Source organism: Gilliamella sp. M0320 (assembly GCF_016101635.1).
GTDB classification, from domain to species: Bacteria; Pseudomonadota; Gammaproteobacteria; order Enterobacterales; family Orbaceae; genus Gilliamella; species Gilliamella apis.
The window spans coordinates 188886-207742 of record NZ_JACFQD010000002.1; the positions used below are offsets into that span (position 1 = coordinate 188886).

The window sequence follows — 18857 nt, forward strand, 5'->3', positions numbered from 1 at the left end:
TTTTTTATCTTTTTATGGGTCATTTTAATATAAACCTTAACGTGACAACGATTAATTATGTTTAGCGGTTACTATTTTTAATCCTGTAGATAGCGGGATTAAGCATATCAACACCAAAATTGCTGAAAAAATAAATGGATAACCATCACTATTTGGTAAGGGTAGACTAACCGTAAAGTAATACATACTGGTAGCACAAACTGGCCCTAATACAGCCCAAAAACTGGTAATAGACGACAATGCTCCCATTAACAGCCCTTGCTCTGAATCAGTAACCTGCGATGAAAAAATACTTACAATGGAGGAGTTACTGATGCTTGAAAAACTATAAATCATCATCGCCATGTATATCGCTAAAGTACTATTAGAAAGAGCAATGCATGTCAACCCAAGCGCAAATAAAATGAATCCTAATAAAGGAACTTGATGATCGCTTAGCACATAGCGAACTAGCTTAAGCAAAACTGTTTGGGCAAATAAGCCTCCGATTCCAAGGATGACAAAAGATGTTGCGATTTGACTATCATTCCATGTAAAACGATATTTTGTAAAAAATGGCCACAAGATAATAGAGAACTGCGTCGCAAACATAAAAATAATTTGCACAATAAATAGGTGAAATAAGCCTTTACACTTAAGAAAATAAGCTACCGAAGAAAACGGATTATCAATTTTAAATGCTCTTCTTTTGTCTTTAGGTAGCGTTTCTTTAAAAAAGAAAATAACGCACAGTAACCCCAGCAAGCTAAAGATAGCAGCAACATAAAAAGGAACTCTTATCCCAGACTGAACTACAACTGCTGAGATAGATGGTCCAATAACTAAGCCCAAACTCATTACGCCAAATATAAAACCATAATTCTGCATTTTACTTTTTTCATCACTCATATCCGCGACACTTGCCAGAGAAACAATGACTGAAGAGCCCGCAATACCAGCGATAATTCGAGCTAGAAATAAAAGATATAAATTTTGGCTAATGGCATATAAAAAATAATCAAGGGTAAATGCCGTGAAGCAAATAATTAAAATTGGCTTGCGACCAAATTTATCGGAAACCGCCCCCATTACTGGCGCAAAAATAAACTGCATTATACCAAAAGTTGCTAGCAGCCACCCACCGATAAGCGCATTATCAACGACCCCCTCATGAGTTACCGATTCCAACAAAGAGGGGATAATCGGGTTAATAAGAAATAAACCAATTTGGTCTAAAAAAACGGTTATCAACAAACATATAAAGGATAAAGACAATGTCTTCTTTTGCATATCAACCTCACAATAACGAACTTACTAAAAAATTTATCATCCAATTTCAAAGACGAAGAGCAAACGACTAAAAATGTTGCAACACATTAAGCTGTCTACACTTCGTAACTCACAGTAGGCAACAACATTAATGCGGCAGATAGAGTTAATTTTGCTGGAGATGCCAAAACTCCTTATAAATCCCATTTCGCTGTAATAGCTGCTGATGAGTACCACTTTCCACAATTTCGCCTTTATCAATTACTACAATTTGCTCAGCTCCGATGATAGTAGAAAGTCGATGGGCGATAACTAATACCGTTTTCCCTTGTACTAACTTATTAATCACCTTTTGCACTGCCAGTTCATTCTCAGTATCGAGAGCGGCAGTTGGCTCATCGAGGATAAGAATAGGTGCATTTTTCAAAATGGCTCTGGCAATAGAGATACGCTGCCTCTCCCCACCAGAGAGACTTTTGCCAATATCATTCAGTTGTGTTTGATAACCGTCGCGGAAATTCTGGATAAATTCGTGGCAATTTGCTTGTTTACAAACTTCGATGACTTCCTCGTCACTAGCGGATAATTTTGCCATTCTAATGTTATTAATAATGGTGTCTTGAAACAAATAGACATCCTGAAATACTACAGAGACTAGACTCATTAACTGACTTTGAGACATATCTCGAATATCAATACCACCGATTTTAATACTTCCTGATTTTACATCAGCAAACCGAAGAATAAGCTTGGTTATTGTAGTCTTACCGCAGCCACTGGCACCGACCAAAGCGGTTAATGCTTTTTCTGGGATCTGAAGGGATATATCCTTAAGAACATATTTGTCTTGCCCTCGGTACGAAAAGTTAACTCGTTCAAATTCAATATTATAGTGCTCAGGCATAATCTCTGCTTTTTTTTCAGGTAATGATGGAGCATTCAACAGTTCCTGCAATTTTTCATACCCTATAACCAATGATTCAAGCATCGATGACATTTGTACAAAATAGTTTAATACATCCGTGGAACGAGCAACGATTAATAACACGCTGGCTAGTAAGAGATAGGAAATGGTCGCAGCATTCACCAAATACGCACCTAACGAGATGATAAGGATCAAACCAACTTGAATTACAATGGTGATAATTAAGTTAGGTTTTTCGCCTTTTTTCGTGCCAATACGCAGTATATTTGCCACATCTGTTGTTACCTTAATAAACTCTGTCATCTTCTCTTCGGTTTGGCCTGTCGATTTTAATACGTCAAGTCCTTGTACAAACTCGACAGCTTCCCCTTTTAATTTGGCATTGGCTTCTGCCAGAATGCTAAAACCTCTGCGATAGGCCTTCCTACGCCACAGATAGAGTGGAATTGCCATTGGAAAGACCATAAGCATCATCAAAGAAAGTTGCCAACTGTAAAATAACAAGGCAATTGCAGCTGATAGTGGTACAACCACGCCGGTAATGATGATATTGAGTAGCATAAATGTAAATACTGCCGCTTCATTGACACTTTGCATCATAAGGTAATTTATTTCCCCAGATCTAAACTGACTTAAATAATCTAAGGAAATATGTCTTAGCTTGTTACCTAATTTTTCCCTTAGCTCGGTAACTGCCAATGTCGAATAACCATCCGCATCATAGCGTTCACAAAGCACCTTAAAAATAAAACTACCCATCAATAGAACAACGACAATAATTAAATAAGTAACTGTTGCAGTAACATTTTTGGTTTCTAGCGCTGCAAATAAGGGATATAGTAAAACCAACGAAACGCCAAATAGACATGAGGAGACCACAGTATAAATCAGACTGCGGATCAATATTTTCTTTTGCTTACCAGCCGCATTGATTAAGCCAATATATGTTTTCAGCAATGATTTTGTTGTGCGTGTGTCTGTATTAATATACTCTTTCATCACTTTTCTCCATCAGCCAAATTATTGACTGGAATCGACCAATCTTTTGCTTTGTTATACTCTTGCCATAACAATTTATAATCACTAGAATTTTCGATTAAATCATTATGTGTCCCATGAGTTTTAATCATCCCTTTATCCAATAATATTATTTGGTCGGCATTGACAATCGTCGATAAGCGATGGGTTACCATAATGACAGTTTTATTTCTATCAATTAAACGGTTAAAGGCTTTTAACAACAATGCTTCATTTCGGGCATCAGAAAAAGCCGTCGGTTCATCTAAAATAACGATCGGTCGGTTTTGTAAAAAAACTCGGGCAATGGTGATCCTCTGTTTTTGACCACCGGATAATAGCTGCCCTCTTTCTCCTGCCAGAGTGTTATACTGTTGAGGAAGTGTCAAAATGAAGTCGTGAATTTCCGCTTTTTTGGCGGCTTCAATAACATCTTCATCAGAGATATTGTCTAGCCCATAGCGTATGTTATCTGCGATCGAACATGAGAATAAAAAGTTATCCTGAAAAACAAATGAAATTCTCGACATAAGTTCAGCGTATTCAATCTCTTTTATATTAACTCCACCTAAAGTTATCGTTCCAGTGGTTGCATCAAGAAAGCGTGGAATGAGATTGGTTAGCGTCGTCTTGCCAGAACCAGATGTACCAATAAGAGCAGTAAATGAATTTTCAGGAATTTTAATATTGATATTGGATAAAATAGTGTCAGAATTCTGGTAACAAAACCCAACTTTTTTGAAAATTATCTCATTATTATCAGGTAATAGCGGGTTGGAAGGCGCCTCTAAAATTGGTAGATTTTCAACTTCAAATATTCTTTCTATTGCTGCCTTTGACTTTTGTAATATCTGAAATAGACTCATCACTGGATGAACACTTTCTGCAATACCGATCGCCAGCAATAAAAAACAGAACGTCGTGATAAATGAGATTTGGTCATTTAGTTGGGCTAAACTCAATCCAACAACTAATATGATACTCATCGGCATAGCGGAGAAAAGGCTGCGAGCAATTTTTGTAGACAATCGCATAGATTGTAACCAATGAAAGACCACCTGGCTATAGTTTTCCAGTGCTTTTTGATATTGACCGAATGCTCCCTCCCCGGCATCAAATGTTCTTACCGCACTCATTCCCTGAATATATTCAATGATTTTACTGTTGATTTGAATAGTTGCATTATTATAGCTTTCCTTTAAAAGCTTAGCTTTTTTCATGATAAAACTCAGCAGTAGAAAAGTAACTAAAGTGATGGCAAATACAATGCTTGCAAAGACCCAATTAAAGATAAATAAAACCAGCAAGGTAAAAATTGGCGTAACGAATGCCTCGGCTTTTAAGGGCGGAGCATCAGCCACAAAGGCATGTAATTCTTTAATATCATCAATTAATGTTTTGACAAGATTTCCGTTGCCCATGTTTCTAACCGTTTCAATTGGCAATTGATTGATCTTTTTGATAAGCCTAGTTCGTAATATTTTTTCTAGTTCAAATGCCGCATAGTGAGACTTATCGTGAGCATAAGTTCTCAGCGTATAAAAAAGAATACTCAGAACAAGTAGAGAGACAATCGGCAATCCCGGGAAGACGCTAGCATCCAACATCAATTGGTGTAAAACCCAGATCAACGTTAACCAGATACTCAGTTTAAGCACCTGAGCAATTGATGCCAAAAATATTGAATGAGATACTTTATTCTTTACTGGCAGAAATATATCCGTGTGATTCATAATTAAGTGTATCCTTAGCCTATATCTATCATGTAATAAGAAACAATCTCTAGGTTATCGCAACTAAACATATTAACCTCGAATGCCTTTGCTTTCTCTTGCAACAAGTTAACCTCTTTACTGCCGAAATTTTTTCTTTGCTTAAATTTTTTGCTTTGCTAAGCGAACTATACTGGCAAAGTTGGCATAACGGTCCCATTAATAGAATCTAGTCAGTTATATCAATACAGGAGAAATCCAGTATTATTTGAGTTGTTCATATAATTTAACCTTAAATCACACTGATAGTAATATAGTGACTATCAGTGTTAAAATTTCAGCTCAGTAGAAATCCCCACCATACGAGGCTGTTGATAAGTTGTATACCCACCATCAATAATTTTAGTTTTTTTGTCAGAGTTAAATGCATTTTCGGTATAGAGCTTTATATTGCCATGTTTGAAGTTATAGGTTATATACGCGTTTGCCTGTGAGTATCCGTCAGTTTTTGAATCTTTACTATTCGATACGGATGAGTAATAAGAGTCGGTGTAATTTAAGTTAGCTCCGATTTCAAAGCCCGCAGGTAATGTATAATAACTACCTATATTGAATGTATAACCGGGAGAACGGCTGAGTTTATTATTTTTATAATTTGGATTCCCTGAAAATTCTTTAATTTTAGTTTTCAGCAACCCTACGCCTGCTAAAAGATTTAAATCATTTGTTGCTTGCCAATTAAGATTAAACTCTACACCATAAGTCACTGCTTTATCGGCATTATCAATTACTGGGCTACCAAAAATATTATAATAAGGAAGCTGTAAATTTTTATAGTCATTATAAAATAGATTGGTACTAACTTTTAGGCGCTTGTTTGGTGAAATCCAACGATGATACAACTCATAACTCGACACATATTCAGTATCGTATTCATATGTTGCAAAAGGTGGAATAAAAGAGATTCCTGCACCTCCTGGGTTATAACCTCGTGCTACCTTGACACCTATGCGATGAGCATCGTTAAAAAGATAGGCTACGTCAAGTTTAGGCAGGAATTCCTTTTCTTTACTTTTGTAGTTCACAACAAAGAGTTTTCCTCCGTTACGTTTATGATCCTCTTGTTCATAGCGAGCAGACATATTTACTTCAATATATTCTAGAGGGTTAAACGTTACTTCGCCATATATCGCTTTAGTTTCAGTTTTATCGTGATAATTGTTTTTCTTAATTAATAACACCGATTCATCTTGAGGTGAGTTGTAGTAAAACAAACCGACTAAACCGCGATAATCTCCAGAATTGAATCTCAATATTGGCTCAACCTGAACTTCATGACCTTCAACCCGAGCTGGCCCTCCGGATGAAAGCGCATAACGATCCTGTATATAGTTTGAATAAATAACTTTATTCTCAAATTCTAAAGCATCATTTATTTGATAACCAATATCCCAAATATTACTCGCTGACCGTACTTGAAATACTGCCCGGTAAGTTTCAGACTTATTACGTGGCTTGAACTCGCCCTGTGGCGCTCGTGAGTCAATATGGGAAAACGTATAGCGACTATAAAAATCGGGGAGTGTTGATGGTAACCAATAAAGCTTTGCTCTCACTGTAGTTGCTTCAAATTTACGCGAGTTACCTGCCGGATAATAATCAGCAAGATGTTCAGATGACTGTCGCTCTTGTCGATCCATACTCAGGCGTAATAATAATTCATCTTTAAGTACAGGCCCGGAAAGCATCGCTGCGTACTGGCGACGGTTTTGATTACCGTAATCAAACTTTACTGCACTTTCGTATTCATTGACTGGGTCGTTACTTTGCATAACCACCGATCCGGCAATAGCATTACGCCCCTGCGCATAGCTTTGCGGACCGCGATACACTTCAATCTGCTTCATATCCCATAATGATTTATTACCGTAAGCCAATTCGTTATAGTTTGAGGTACGGCCATCGATTGAAACGTTAAAGCGAGGGCGCGCACCGGTAAAGAATGCCATAGAACCAGGCGAGTTCGAACCTTCAATACCGCGGATTGTGGGTAATTCGTTTCCCAGTCCTGTATCTATGATATTAGGTGTTTCCTTTAATACCTGATTTAAAGAGTACAGATCTGGACGACGCTCTAGTTCTTTATTGGTAATAATGTTAACACTTGAACCGGTTTCAACCTCGCTGCGGTCAACTCTTTCGCCGACGACAATGATTATATCATCAGGTTGTTGTGTTTCTGTCTTATTGCTGATCTCATTTGCCATACTAACCGCGCTATAGCCACTAATCATGCACAAACTAAATAAACTTAATTTAGACTTCAAACTTTTCATGTACAAATCCTATTGTTATTATGTTATTCACATATTGCTGCATATTAATGACCAGCTGATACCAAACCCAAAATTCCGATTTTTGGTTTGTTAGTGTGTTCGTTTTATTGAGTAAAACAAAACAACCGTATATTCCAATCTGTCGAAAATAAGTGTGAAACGCTTGCTGAAGTATTTTAGTCAATTCTAAATTATCACCAACTTCCCAAACAGCATCCTCAAAGGTTTGATTTGTCGCTTTTTATTCAATAATATTCTGTTAAATGGCCATTTTTTTTACTTTTTTTAAAAATTTTACTTATCTGTAAACAGATAAAACTGGCCATTAATGATATTGATAACTATTATCAATTGCTATCTTTTATCATATTGAAAAATTATTGTCAAACCTATCAAACATTCGTTTTTTCATCATGAGGAATTCATTTAATTTATTGATATTAAATGAATTAAGGAAAATAACATATGTATTGAACCATTTTTCAAACAATATGCTTAACCTTTATTACCAAAGGTTAATAAGATGTTTTTTTGTGCAAATTTAGATTATTAATTGGAATATTAAATATTTTGATTTTGATCACTTATTTACATATTTCATAGCCATATTTAAATCAGTTGATGCAAGACGTTTATCATGAGGCTGGCATATCAGAGGTCAGTAATCAAATATAGCTATAGATACTAAATAATTTATAAGAATCAACTTGTAACAGAGAATGATTAACAACTAATTTAGAATAACGAAGTAAATGCTAAATAACATATAGTGACAAAGTTAAGAATATTAGATATGAGAGATAATTTTTTGTTATTTAAATGATTGATTTAACTGATGCGATTATTCAACCTAACATATCGCAATATCATACTTATAAGCACAAAATTTTAGTAAATAACCCAAAATATCTCATATATAAATCAATTGATTAAATAAAAAAACAGTGAAATTAGCAAAAAACAGACCTGATTCGGTTATTTTTGCCCAATATGGGGAGTCCTTTCCTAGCAAAACATTTACATTATAAATGATAATTATTCTTATTTAAATATATCAATGCTGCTAATTAAGTAGCACGTTAAATAATCAATTTATTAATGAAGCAAAAATATACCCCTATTGGTTATTTAGGTTATGGCTGAATTTAGGAAAAAAGTATGAGATACAAATTAGTTTTCACCAATAAAATAACGAATAAAGCTTTAGTTTATTCTAACAAAAGCATTATTAATTCACCGTGGTTAATGGCCGGTATTTTCTGTTTATCGTTCAACACAATGGCAGATACAGTTGAAAAAAAAGACGATAGTGATCAAGTAGAACAATTAATAGTTACCGCTAGGCATGTAAAAGAGTCTGCCAAGGATATTCCATTTACGGTCAATATTGTTGACGATAAAAAACTAGTTGACCGACGGGAAACAACTTTAGAAAAAGCTTTAAATGATACTGTCGGTGTACAAGTAATTAGTAATATGGGGGCAGCGAAATCTATTCGAATGCGTGGTGTCGGTTCTGTATTACCTATGAGTGGCGATGACAGCTCGGTTAGTATTAACGTGGATGGGATGCCTCAATCAAAAAGTAATACGACCTTAAATTTACTTGATGTTCAGCGTGTCGAAGTATTAAAAGGCCCTCAAGGTACATTATTTGGCCGAAATAGTGAGGCAGGTGCAATCAACGTTATTTCGAAAAAACCAACTCGCTATTTTGAATCAGCTTTTAGAACCGAATTTGGACAAGACCATCAAATATTAGCGGAAGGTGTCATCAGTGGTCCTTTAACCGAGCAGTTAAGTGGCCGTTTTGCTGTCCGTTATGATGAAGCAGATAGTATTTTAGAAAATGTTAATGACCATAAACCGGTGAGTATTCTTAGAAATAAAATCGCTCGAGGTACATTATTATGGGAAGCTTCCGAACTCACATCTATCTCATTTATTACCGAAATAGAAGAGGCTATGGGTATGGACGATATGTATATGATGCGTCCATACGGTCACCATCCAAAAATTAACATTCCTAATAGCAGCGATAAGAATGATAAAAATATTTATCGTTTTAATTTTAAAGTGGAACATGAGTTGGATAATAGCTTATTGAGTTCTATTACCGGTTATTCGTATAGTAAAAATGACAAAAGATCACCAATTTATGAAGGTAGGTTGTACCACCATTTGAGCGGTATGTCACCACCATCTAATTGGTCTTATTTAACCAAAGAAGATCTTTTCACTCAAGAATTTAGAATTTCATCTAAACCTGAAGCACCAATATTTTGGGTAGCAGGTATTAACTACTATACCAATGATCGTCATAGAAATACTTATGATGTTATGGATGTGTTTTATCCAAGTAATGCATTGAATGCTAACATTAGAAGACAATTTGAAACAGATAATGTCGGAGTATTTGGTGAAGTCACCTACCCTATTACAGAAAAACTCAAATTAACAGCCGGTCTTCGTCAATCTTACGAAAAGAAGAATTATCATGCAAAATGGCTAGCTAACTCAATTTATGCTGAAAATAATAAAGATAAACCAACCATGGCTTTTGATAAGCAAAAGATAACCGATAACTTTACTACTGGCCGATTAGGTTTAAATTTTTTACTTAATGATTATGCTACCCTGTATGGTCTTTATTCACGAGGATATAAAACTGGTGGTTTTAATGATGAAGGTACGGATTTCGCTACTTCAGGTCATTCGGATCAAGCCTATAAATCAGCGTATGTAAACGCTTATGAAATTGGATTAAAGACTGAAAATAATACTGTAGGATTAAATACGGCATTATTTTATAACGATACTAAACGTGAACATTTAATGGCTTATAATCCAGCAACATTTGTATCTGTGGTTGAAAATTATGATATCCGAAGTTATGGTGTAGAGCTAGATGGTTTTTGGAAAGCACCTGGAAACTTAGACTTTACCGGCGGCATAGGTTACACTAATGCAAAAATAGTCGGTACGCCTAACAAAAGTTTAGCTCATGTAAAAAAACATAACCAAGTACCGGATACATCGTATTGGAATGCTAACTTAACCATTCTACACTCTATACCACTTAATTTAGCTTCAGGAATATCATTAGAAACCCAAATCACCGATCGTTATATTGGTTCTCGCCAAGCTGATGTGCAAAATAAATTTGGCTTAAAAGCTTATAACAAACTTGACGCTCGTATTGCCGTTAAAACTGAAAATGCTGAATTTTATGTATGGGGTGATAATCTATTAAATAAATCTTATGATTTATGGGGATATCATATTCCGGCGCTGTCTCATGATGGTCCAGATGCAACAATTGGATCACCTGGTAGAGGCCGAACGTTAGGAGTTGGTTTTATTTATAACTATTAACAATACTCAATTTTAAAGGGATACACTTTAAATCAGTTAAACAATAGATTAACCATGCCGTCACTATTCGAGAAACTTAGACGAATACTGACGGCGTATCTCTTTAGGTAATATCCCAAACTGTTTTCTAAATGCAGAACTGAAATGACTAATATTACTATATCCCAATATGATTGCTGTTTCAGTAACACTATTTTCGGTTAATAATTGTTTAGCTTTATTCATTCTTTCCGTCAAATAATAGGCGTATATACTTTTACCAAAAATCTGCTTAAATCCTTTTTTTAACTTGCTATGATTAAGACCAACCTGCTTGGCTAACCAATCAATGGTTGGTGGATTGGTTAAATCACTGATTAAATAGTCACGTGCATCATTAAATTGTTTATACTCCCATTGGGTAAATTCTTGACGCCCTAAATGATTATCAAAAGACTTGAAGTACCAATTTAAGTATTTTAATACATGGGCATAGACTAATAATCGATTTGATTGGTCCGTGTTTTGCATCAAGTAGAATAGCTCTCGAGCACAAGATAATACATTGCTATTTTGATGAATGGGATGATGATGCAGGAAAAAATTCACTTTCTTATCCAGATTAGAAAATTGAAAATCCATTTCGCCGAGTAAAACATCCAATAATTCAGGCATTATCATAACTTCAATGTTACAAAAATCTTTAGAGTGTTGTAGATGAAAAGTCTCGCCATCAGCAAAGCCGAAAGTCAAATCCCCTTTATGGGTAACAAGTTTCCTATCTTTAACTTGCAAACTCAACTTACCTTGTAACTGACAATTAAAACATAAACATTTATCACTACTAGGAAATGCTTTGCTAATATCGATGGCATTTAGATCATCGGCACTATTCACACATACCGCTAAACCATGTTGTAATTCAATGAATGAACTATTTTTTTTATTATTGGGTAATTTATCCAAATGCATATATCCTCCAAACGAATAAACGATAACAAATATCATTTGCGTTTACAACAAAATAAAGCTACCATTTATCAGCTAATACTCTTTGGAGCATAGAATCTATAATATATTTATTTATAGAAGCTTATAAAACACCACATGGACGATAAAACCATCTCCGCAGATAAACAAAAAAACTATTTTTTATTTATTATTGCACAGCTCTATATTATACAAGGAATTCCCGTCGGATTAGCTTTTGACGCCTACCCTATCCTCTTACGTGATTCAGGTGTTTCATTAGCTGTAATAGCAATGATTCCGCTAGCTGGTTTACCATGGGTCGTTAAATTTTTATGGGCCCCTATTGTTGAAAATCACTGGATAGCTAAAATTGGCTATCGGAAAAGCTGGTTACTGCCTATGCAATGTTTATTAGCAATACTTATAACCATCATCGCCTTCACCCCTTTTACATCAGAAACTACTACTTATCTTCTTCTAGTTATTATTTTATCCTGTATCGTTTCTGCAACACTCGATATTGCAACTGATGGACTGGCAGCTGATTTATCGCAAAACAATACGATTAGCCAGATAAATAGTATTCAAGTGATGGGCAATATTACTGGTATGCTTATCGGTGGGGCTGGTGTAACCGTTTGTTATGATTATTTAGGAAAAACCTATAGTATCTTATTGTTAGTTGTGATTATTTTTGTATCGATTATACAACTTACTATATGGACAGAGCCCAATTTAGGCCACAATTCACGATCCAATTCACGTGCAAGAATCAACAATTTTTTTAAACGAAAAAATGCTTACCATATGCTATTGCTTGCGATAATGATACCTTTTGCTGGTTCGGTAATTTTAACCACAACTAAATTTATTTTACTGGATCATGGGTTCTCTGTGAGTGATGTTGGTATTTATACAGGTATTGGTGGTTATTTAACTATGCTTTTAGGTTGTGCCATTGCAGCCTATTTATTAAAAACTAAACACCCTTATCAAACGCTTAAACTTGGTTTTTCTTTATTATTTTTCCTAATTCTGTTTTGGTGTTTACTTTACTATATGCCTGATTATATTAATCCTATGACGACTACCATTATGATGACTATTTTAGGTATTGGTATAGGAACGATTAATGTTAGTATTTATACCATCACGATGATTTTTGCCAAGCAAGGAAAACAAACCGCTACAGATTATGCTATTTTTCAGAGCAGCTTATTATTCTCTGAAATAATCGGTTCTTCAATTTCAATGACAATTGCAGATTATTTTAATTATTTAATTGCCTTTTTATTGGCTCTAATAAGTATTATTGTTATTAACCTGATGATTAGAAATAAATAATAGTGTTCATTGTTTGATTACTTTATTTTGTGGATGCGTGAAATACTAGCAATAAATGAAAATAAGGCAATAAAACTGGCACAACTAAAAGCACAAAAAACAAATCGTTTAAAATCTATTCCTTTATCACCTTCTAATGAAATTATTATTACCATAACAATAGCAGCACCAATTGACTGACCAGTTGTTCTGGCTGTAGACAACATTCCTGAGGCAATAACAGTTCGATTATGTTTAACATTAGTAAACATTTCTCTATTATTTGGCGGAATAAACAGACCGTAGCCAACTCCACAAATAGCGACTCGCCATAGTATATTAATTGTAGATACAGTTTCAGATAAAAAAGCTAATGAACTTAACCCTAAACAAAAAAGCATTGCACCAATTGAAGATATTTTAGTTGGATTAAAACGATTAGAAAGTATTCCAGCTAGTGGTGCACAGCAGGCTACAGCTATAGGCCATGGAGTAAACATAAATGCGGATTCAAGTACTGAGTAACCATAAGTATGTTGTAATATAAATGGTAAACTGACCAATGCTATCCCTTGAGCGATAAAAATTAAAATTGAAGAAATTACAGCAAAACTGTATATCCTCGAATGAAATATATCTAAAGGCAATAATGGATATTTTGCATGATGTTGAGCTTTAATGAATATGATAAATAAAATTATCGCAACAAAAATACAAGATATAAGGGTTTTATTATCCCAATGCCCTATTTGATCAACCGCTATCACGGTTAACCCTAATGCAGTTGCCGAGCTTATAGCGCCTAACCAATCAAATCCTTTTTCTTTTTCGCTATCTTTGCCTAAAAAAACAAAAGAAAGTGTTATAGCGAGGATACCTAGCGGAATGTTGATATAAAAGAGCCAAGGCCAAGTTAAATATGAAATAATAAAGCCTCCCAATGCAGGCCCAATGGCGGTACCTACTGCAAAAACCATTGCATTTAATCCTAATATTGTTCCTAACATATTTGCCGGTAAAATAGTTCGATACAAACCTAACCCAACACTTATCATCATTGCATAACTTATTCCTTGCATCATCCGCATAACAACAAGAATTGAGAAGTTGGGCGAAAGACCACAACCCAAAGATGAGAGCGTAAACAACAACATGCCTAATTTAAAAAAAAGTTTTTCTCCAACCCTTGAAGATAATGATGCACAAATTAGCATAGTTGCAGCACTAGCGATCTGATAACTATTAACAATCCAAATACTTGATGACACCTCAATATCTAATACATTAACAATAGAAGGTAATGCAATATTCACAATTGAACCATCTAATGCCGACATCCCGACGCCGATTAAAATTGCTGCTGTAGCAAAATAAGGTCTTGAACTACCAAATTCTTGTGTATGGTTGTTTATCATATTAATTTATCTTTTTAATAAGTATTTATAATGAATTGCCGTATTATCAATAGCCTATTTGGATACACAACATTAACAAACGATATGCGTTGTTTAGAAGATCTAAAATCATGTTCAGTCATTTGATTGTGTAACCATTTTGCTATAAAGTAATTAAATGAATTTATTACTAAAAATTATATTTATTACAATACAAGAAGACCAATGAATAAAACCGAATACCTTATCGAAAAGATAGATGCCTTAATCATATCCAATTTTAGATAATTGATTCGGTAATAGTGTTGGCTCTAAACTGAAAATGCAGTACATATTAGTTTGACTACAATATGATTCTTAATTCGAACATCGTTATTTAAATATAATTATTTGAAAATTATTCACAAATCCAAAAAATATCTATTAGTCCCTATATCAAATTGATTTATAACATAAGGTGTTAAATGAAAATAAGTGAACTTCAAGCGTTCGTAACAGTTGTAGAAACAGGTAATATAACCTTAGCTGCTGAACGTTTGAATCGTGTCCAATCGAGTATTTCTCATAGAATACAAAGTCTTGAAAACAATCTTGATACCCTTTTGTTGGATAGAAAAACTGGAGGATGCATTCCAACTAAACAAGGATTGATATTGTATGAATATGCGCTCAAAATTTTAAAGTTAGCGGACGATTGCAAAAAAAATATAGCCAATACCAAAGAAAATTATGCAAATATAAATGTTGGAATAATTGAATGCCTACCACCTTATATCATTACGTCCTTAATTAATTTAGGGCAAGAACTCGGATTAAATATTAATATTACCATCGGCAATACTCTCAGTTTACTCAATGCTTATGATAAAAATGAATTTGATATTGTAATTATTGGTTCTGGCTTTTCAAACGAAAAACATACAACTAAAATACTACTTGCATCGGAACTCGTTATAGCAACAGATAAAAGTCACCCAACAATTACCAATATTGCTAATCTTGATGGCAAAACTTTTTTGGTCAGTAGTAAACAATGCGCAACATCAAAACGAAACTTCGAAATGTTATTTAATGCCTGTAATATTAAACCAGAACGAGTAATTGAATGTGGATCTTATCCTGTACTTTTTTCAAATATAGCATTAGGAAAAGGAATCGCATTAGTATTACGTTGTTCAATTAGTAATGAGATAAAAAACAAAATTAAACTACATAAGCTAGACAAACAATTTAATGAGTTCAAAATCGAATTGGTCCATCACACAAACTATTCTTATTTTGACATCAACAAATTGATTAATATGATTACTTCAGTTTTTCAAGATCCTCGATTAAGCTATATAGGCTATTGATAATAACTTTTATTTAAGAAATATGATAAAGATATAACTTGCAATGGATATGAATTTATAAAATAACGCTAATTCACATTACAGTTAATATAAAAATACTTAACCTATTAATTCAATGAAAAAATCATTTTGATAAATAACCATACTTAATCAATCATCTATAACTATTTCATATCCTGTTCGATTTTTTTTGATATAACCGAAACCTTTAGGTCCAAAATGCATACCACCAATAAGCATGTTATCGCGACAAACCATTTTTAGCACTTGGGAACGTGTTTCTGTTGCTAATTTCGGATCATAATCAAAAGCAATAGAGACATTTGGTTTTAATAATTGAATATATGGGAAATGAACAATATCCCCCCAAATTAATAAACTTTGCTTACTACCAACAATTTTATAACCTGTATGCCCAGGTGTATGGCCTGGTAGAGGAATAGCAAATATATTAGAAAATACCTGATTTTTATTAATGAAACCCAATCTATCTTGATACTGTTTGCAAACATTGCGAGCCAAAATAATATTATTTTTTACACGTTCTGAAGCAGCTATAAAAGAATTTTCATCTTGCAAATAATTATACTCATCTTCACTAATCAATAAATTAGCATTTCGAAAAACAACTTCTCCCTTAGAAGTAAGCAAACCACCAATATGATCTGGATGAGCATGAGTTAATAGGATAGCATCGATATCTGTAGTTTTAAGACCTAGTTTAGTTAAATTATTAACTAATTCTCCTCCCCAACCTTTTACTCCACCAGCACCAGCATCAATTAGAATATTCATTCCTTGTTTTTGAACTAAAAATGTATTGATATGCACGGCATTTAGTTTTTTTTGATGAGCATTTCGCTGGATTCTTTCACACTCTGCAAAATCAATATTTGCCAGTAAATCAAAGTTAACATCCAAGTAACCATCACTAATTGCTGTAACTAAAATATTTCCTAGTTCTTTGTTTGAAAATTCGTTATTCATAGTTAGAAACCTTTAATTTTTAGCAAATATATTGTCGACGTCATACATAAAACAACGAATTCTGGCTTTAACAGCCATTTTTTCTTCAATTAATAAATCAACCTGATGTATATAGGTTTTCATCACCTCTTCATTACGAAAAACTTCTTTTCTTAATTTGGCTTCAAAATAGATCGGTCTTCCATAACCAATATTACTTGTTAAATAAGCTATGTGTATATTATCATCTTTGGCTTTCAACACTTTTTGGGTTAACTGTTTTAAACAAATTGAAAATTCAGAAAAAGCTTCATTTTCAATCTTATGGTTTTCTGAAGTATAAATTGTAATACTTGGCATTTGATTCTCTCCATTATCAACTTAACTGAATTTATTAACCTAACCAGATAAGTACTATCATCTTTTAAAGCGTAGCAATATTATTAAAAGATTATCTATTTTATGCTAATGGATAATTTCGATGTCCTCATCGAAATGGTTAATAGACAAATTAGATTAGAGCATGATTTTTATTTGTAAATAGGCATAGAACTGGAGGCTAACAATTTTAGTATAGAATTAAACATTTCTTTTTAGACTAAAGTATCTTGTTAATGAAAAAGGACGCTTCACCATTGACATGGGTAATAAATGACTTAGCGATTTTTTGGGTTTATCAAATAACGCTAAGGTCCAACCGCCTTCGATCATAAATTCAAAAGAAAGCCTTTTTTCTGAAACAATCACTAAATCACTGAAAAAACCTGTATAATACATTTGATATATCATCGCTTTATCAATTATTCGATTTTGTTGCAAATCGAATAAATAATTAGCTAAAATTTCTTCAAATGGACAATCAAAAGTAACAAATAACAAAATATTATTTTCAGCTGTTAACAGAGTTACCTCTAAGCAAGTTCCATCTATATGAACTTTACTGTCATGGCTATCAATAATGATTGTATTGTTATGGATTTGTATATTGGTTAATTTTTTAATCATAAAGCAGCTACTTTTATTTGCCCCTAACTAACGTTAGTTCAACATTTATAAAAAAAGAATAAGGCAGATAATAAAGCTAAGTATATATTTAATATCATAATAATATAAGTAAGATAAGTAAGATAATCTGTTTTATATTATTTTATAGAAACATCATTATAAACCATTCATTATAATGCTAACAATGGATTATCTCTGATTTAGTAATGAGCAATAGATCATAAATTTAAGTTTTATTAGAAAAAGTATTTAATCATCTGCTTTTGCAGAAATTATTGATACATAATTTTTTAAAGAGGTAAATAAAATTGGCTAAAGTAAAAACTTCACTGTTAAAAAGACGATTAGATATTGCCGAAATAGTTAGAAAACAAGGTGAAGTTAAAGTTGATGAATTATCTGAATTATTAAATGTATCGGGTGTCACAATACGACAAGATTTAAATTATTTAGAACAACAAGGTTATCTTAAGCGATCCTTCGGCGGAGCTATATATTTACAGCCAAAAGATAATTTTGATAAATCTCATCTGGACTCAAACAATGAAGCCAATAACTCTTACTCAGATATTAGTTTGATTATGCGATGTTTATCATTCATTAATGATGGTGATACTGTATGTTTACTAAATGGTAGGATAACCAGTAAACTCATACCATATTTATATAATAAGAAAAATCTCACTTTGCTTGTAAATGATTTAAGTTTTGCTATGTTAGCAAAAGATTATATTCAAGGAGAAATAGTATTAATTGGAGGAGTATTTAACCAAAAATATACCAACTTTGATAAAAAAGATGTGCAAACGATTTTAACTAAATATGAATTATCTACTGTTATATTTGAAATAGAGGCAATCAACATCGATGATGAAATTGCCATATCTAATGGTCAATTGATGGAAGGATATCAATTATTATTAAACAACGCTAATTGTCGCATCGCACTTCTACCCAGTCGAATTGAAGAAAATGATACTTTTGGATTCGCTTCACTTCAACAAATTGATGTAATCATTCTTTCTAACTCAACAATGGCAGAATATCATCAGCAGATAACTAATTGTTCATTTAAACAATCTAGTGTCAATAAAGATAGCGTTATCTATCAAAACTCAATGAAAAAATAAAATTAATTTAGAATTCCTGCAACTAAATATGATATCAGTCATGCTTATTTGGCTAGCTGAACGTTATTAGTATTTAGGTAATTTATTTCAATAATATATTTACTAAAAATATCATTAATACAA

General features: G+C 33.3%; 13 protein-coding genes. 4 read left to right on the forward strand and 9 right to left on the reverse strand.

Going from position 1 to position 18857, the window contains the following annotated elements; translation table 11 throughout:
- Nucleotides 1–51 precede the first annotated feature (51 nt).
- The 4 genes from H3T83_RS03405 to H3T83_RS03420 form a co-directional block, all read right to left on the reverse strand.
- Nucleotides 52–1269 carry an MFS transporter gene (locus H3T83_RS03405; RefSeq protein ID WP_086336671.1) on the reverse strand — a complete coding sequence of 406 codons (1218 nt, stop codon included), beginning with the start codon at nucleotides 1267–1269 and terminating at the stop codon, nucleotides 52–54.
- 145 nt (nucleotides 1270–1414) lie between these two features.
- Nucleotides 1415–3172 carry an ABC transporter ATP-binding protein gene (locus tag H3T83_RS03410; protein WP_198215097.1) on the reverse strand — a complete coding sequence of 586 codons (1758 nt, stop codon included), beginning with the start codon at nucleotides 3170–3172 and terminating at the stop codon, nucleotides 1415–1417.
- Complete coding sequence (locus H3T83_RS03415; RefSeq protein ID WP_198215098.1) at nucleotides 3172–4923, reverse strand: ABC transporter ATP-binding protein; 1752 nt, start codon at nucleotides 4921–4923, stop codon at nucleotides 3172–3174. The genes H3T83_RS03410 and H3T83_RS03415 overlap by 1 nt, the downstream gene beginning before the upstream one ends.
- A 308-nt stretch (nucleotides 4924–5231) precedes the next feature.
- Nucleotides 5232–7238, reverse strand: a complete 2007-nt coding sequence (locus H3T83_RS03420; protein WP_198215099.1) for a TonB-dependent receptor — start codon at nucleotides 7236–7238, stop codon at nucleotides 5232–5234.
- Nucleotides 7239–8396: 1158 nt separating this feature from the next.
- On the opposite strand from H3T83_RS03420, the gene H3T83_RS03425 reads away from it, so the two are divergent.
- Nucleotides 8397–10613 carry a TonB-dependent receptor gene (locus H3T83_RS03425; protein WP_198215100.1) on the forward strand — a complete coding sequence of 739 codons (2217 nt, stop codon included), beginning with the start codon at nucleotides 8397–8399 and terminating at the stop codon, nucleotides 10611–10613.
- 63 nt (nucleotides 10614–10676) lie between these two features.
- On the opposite strand, the gene H3T83_RS03430 is transcribed toward H3T83_RS03425, so the two are convergent.
- On the reverse strand, nucleotides 10677–11564 hold the full coding sequence (locus tag H3T83_RS03430; protein WP_198215101.1) for an AraC family transcriptional regulator: 888 nt from the start codon (nucleotides 11562–11564) through the stop codon (nucleotides 10677–10679).
- Nucleotides 11565–11699: 135 nt separating this feature from the next.
- Here H3T83_RS03430 and H3T83_RS03435 point away from each other — a divergent pair, with 135 nt between their 5' ends.
- On the forward strand, nucleotides 11700–12908 hold the full coding sequence (locus H3T83_RS03435) for an MFS transporter (protein WP_198215102.1): 1209 nt from the start codon (nucleotides 11700–11702) through the stop codon (nucleotides 12906–12908).
- Nucleotides 12909–12925: 17 nt separating this feature from the next.
- Here the strand turns inward: H3T83_RS03435 and H3T83_RS03440 are convergent, their stop codons facing one another.
- Nucleotides 12926–14302 (reverse strand): MFS transporter, encoded by a 1377-nt coding sequence (locus H3T83_RS03440; protein WP_198215103.1) that lies wholly within the window; start codon nucleotides 14300–14302, stop codon nucleotides 12926–12928.
- 443 nt (nucleotides 14303–14745) lie between these two features.
- Between H3T83_RS03440 and H3T83_RS03445 the strand changes: the two genes are divergently transcribed.
- A complete protein-coding gene (locus H3T83_RS03445; protein ID WP_198215104.1) occupies nucleotides 14746–15633 on the forward strand; it encodes a LysR family transcriptional regulator in 888 nt (295 codons plus the stop codon).
- A 150-nt stretch (nucleotides 15634–15783) separates the two neighbouring features.
- Here the strand turns inward: H3T83_RS03445 and H3T83_RS03450 are convergent, their stop codons facing one another.
- The 3 genes from H3T83_RS03450 to H3T83_RS03460 all read right to left on the reverse strand — a co-directional run bounded on the left by H3T83_RS03450 (nucleotide 15784) and on the right by H3T83_RS03460 (nucleotide 17604).
- Nucleotides 15784–16620, reverse strand: coding sequence for an MBL fold metallo-hydrolase (locus H3T83_RS03450; protein WP_065578789.1), 837 nt, complete (start codon nucleotides 16618–16620; stop codon nucleotides 15784–15786).
- A 12-nt stretch (nucleotides 16621–16632) separates the two neighbouring features.
- On the reverse strand, nucleotides 16633–16959 hold the full coding sequence (locus H3T83_RS03455; protein ID WP_198215105.1) for a hypothetical protein: 327 nt from the start codon (nucleotides 16957–16959) through the stop codon (nucleotides 16633–16635).
- A gap of 219 nt (nucleotides 16960–17178) precedes the next feature.
- Nucleotides 17179–17604: a hypothetical protein gene (locus tag H3T83_RS03460; protein WP_198215106.1), complete on the reverse strand. Its 426-nt coding sequence runs from the start codon at nucleotides 17602–17604 to the stop codon at nucleotides 17179–17181.
- 308 nt (nucleotides 17605–17912) lie between these two features.
- On the opposite strand from H3T83_RS03460, the gene H3T83_RS03465 reads away from it, so the two are divergent.
- On the forward strand, nucleotides 17913–18734 hold the full coding sequence (locus tag H3T83_RS03465) for a DeoR/GlpR family DNA-binding transcription regulator (RefSeq protein ID WP_198215107.1): 822 nt from the start codon (nucleotides 17913–17915) through the stop codon (nucleotides 18732–18734).
- Nucleotides 18735–18857: the final 123 nt, after the last annotated feature.

Bases quoted from the DNA above. Each gene is read 5' to 3' on its own strand.
- H3T83_RS03425 (WP_198215100.1), top strand. From the start codon at position 8,397: ATGAGATACAAATTAGTTTTCACCAATAAAATAACGAATAAAGCTTTA.
- H3T83_RS03455 (WP_198215105.1), bottom strand. From the start codon at position 16,959: ATGCCAAGTATTACAATTTATACTTCAGAAAACCATAAGATTGAAAAT.
- H3T83_RS03460 (WP_198215106.1), bottom strand. From the start codon at position 17,604: ATGATTAAAAAATTAACCAATATACAAATCCATAACAATACAATCATT.
- H3T83_RS03430 (WP_198215101.1), bottom strand. From the start codon at position 11,564: ATGCATTTGGATAAATTACCCAATAATAAAAAAAATAGTTCATTCATT.
- H3T83_RS03410 (WP_198215097.1), bottom strand. From the start codon at position 3,172: ATGAAAGAGTATATTAATACAGACACACGCACAACAAAATCATTGCTG.
- H3T83_RS03440 (WP_198215103.1), bottom strand. From the start codon at position 14,302: ATGATAAACAACCATACACAAGAATTTGGTAGTTCAAGACCTTATTTT.
- H3T83_RS03435 (WP_198215102.1), top strand. From the start codon at position 11,700: ATGGACGATAAAACCATCTCCGCAGATAAACAAAAAAACTATTTTTTA.
- H3T83_RS03405 (WP_086336671.1), bottom strand. From the start codon at position 1,269: ATGCAAAAGAAGACATTGTCTTTATCCTTTATATGTTTGTTGATAACC.
- H3T83_RS03450 (WP_065578789.1), bottom strand. From the start codon at position 16,620: ATGAATAACGAATTTTCAAACAAAGAACTAGGAAATATTTTAGTTACA.
- H3T83_RS03420 (WP_198215099.1), bottom strand. From the start codon at position 7,238: ATGAAAAGTTTGAAGTCTAAATTAAGTTTATTTAGTTTGTGCATGATT.
- H3T83_RS03415 (WP_198215098.1), bottom strand. From the start codon at position 4,923: ATGAATCACACGGATATATTTCTGCCAGTAAAGAATAAAGTATCTCAT.
- H3T83_RS03445 (WP_198215104.1), top strand. From the start codon at position 14,746: ATGAAAATAAGTGAACTTCAAGCGTTCGTAACAGTTGTAGAAACAGGT.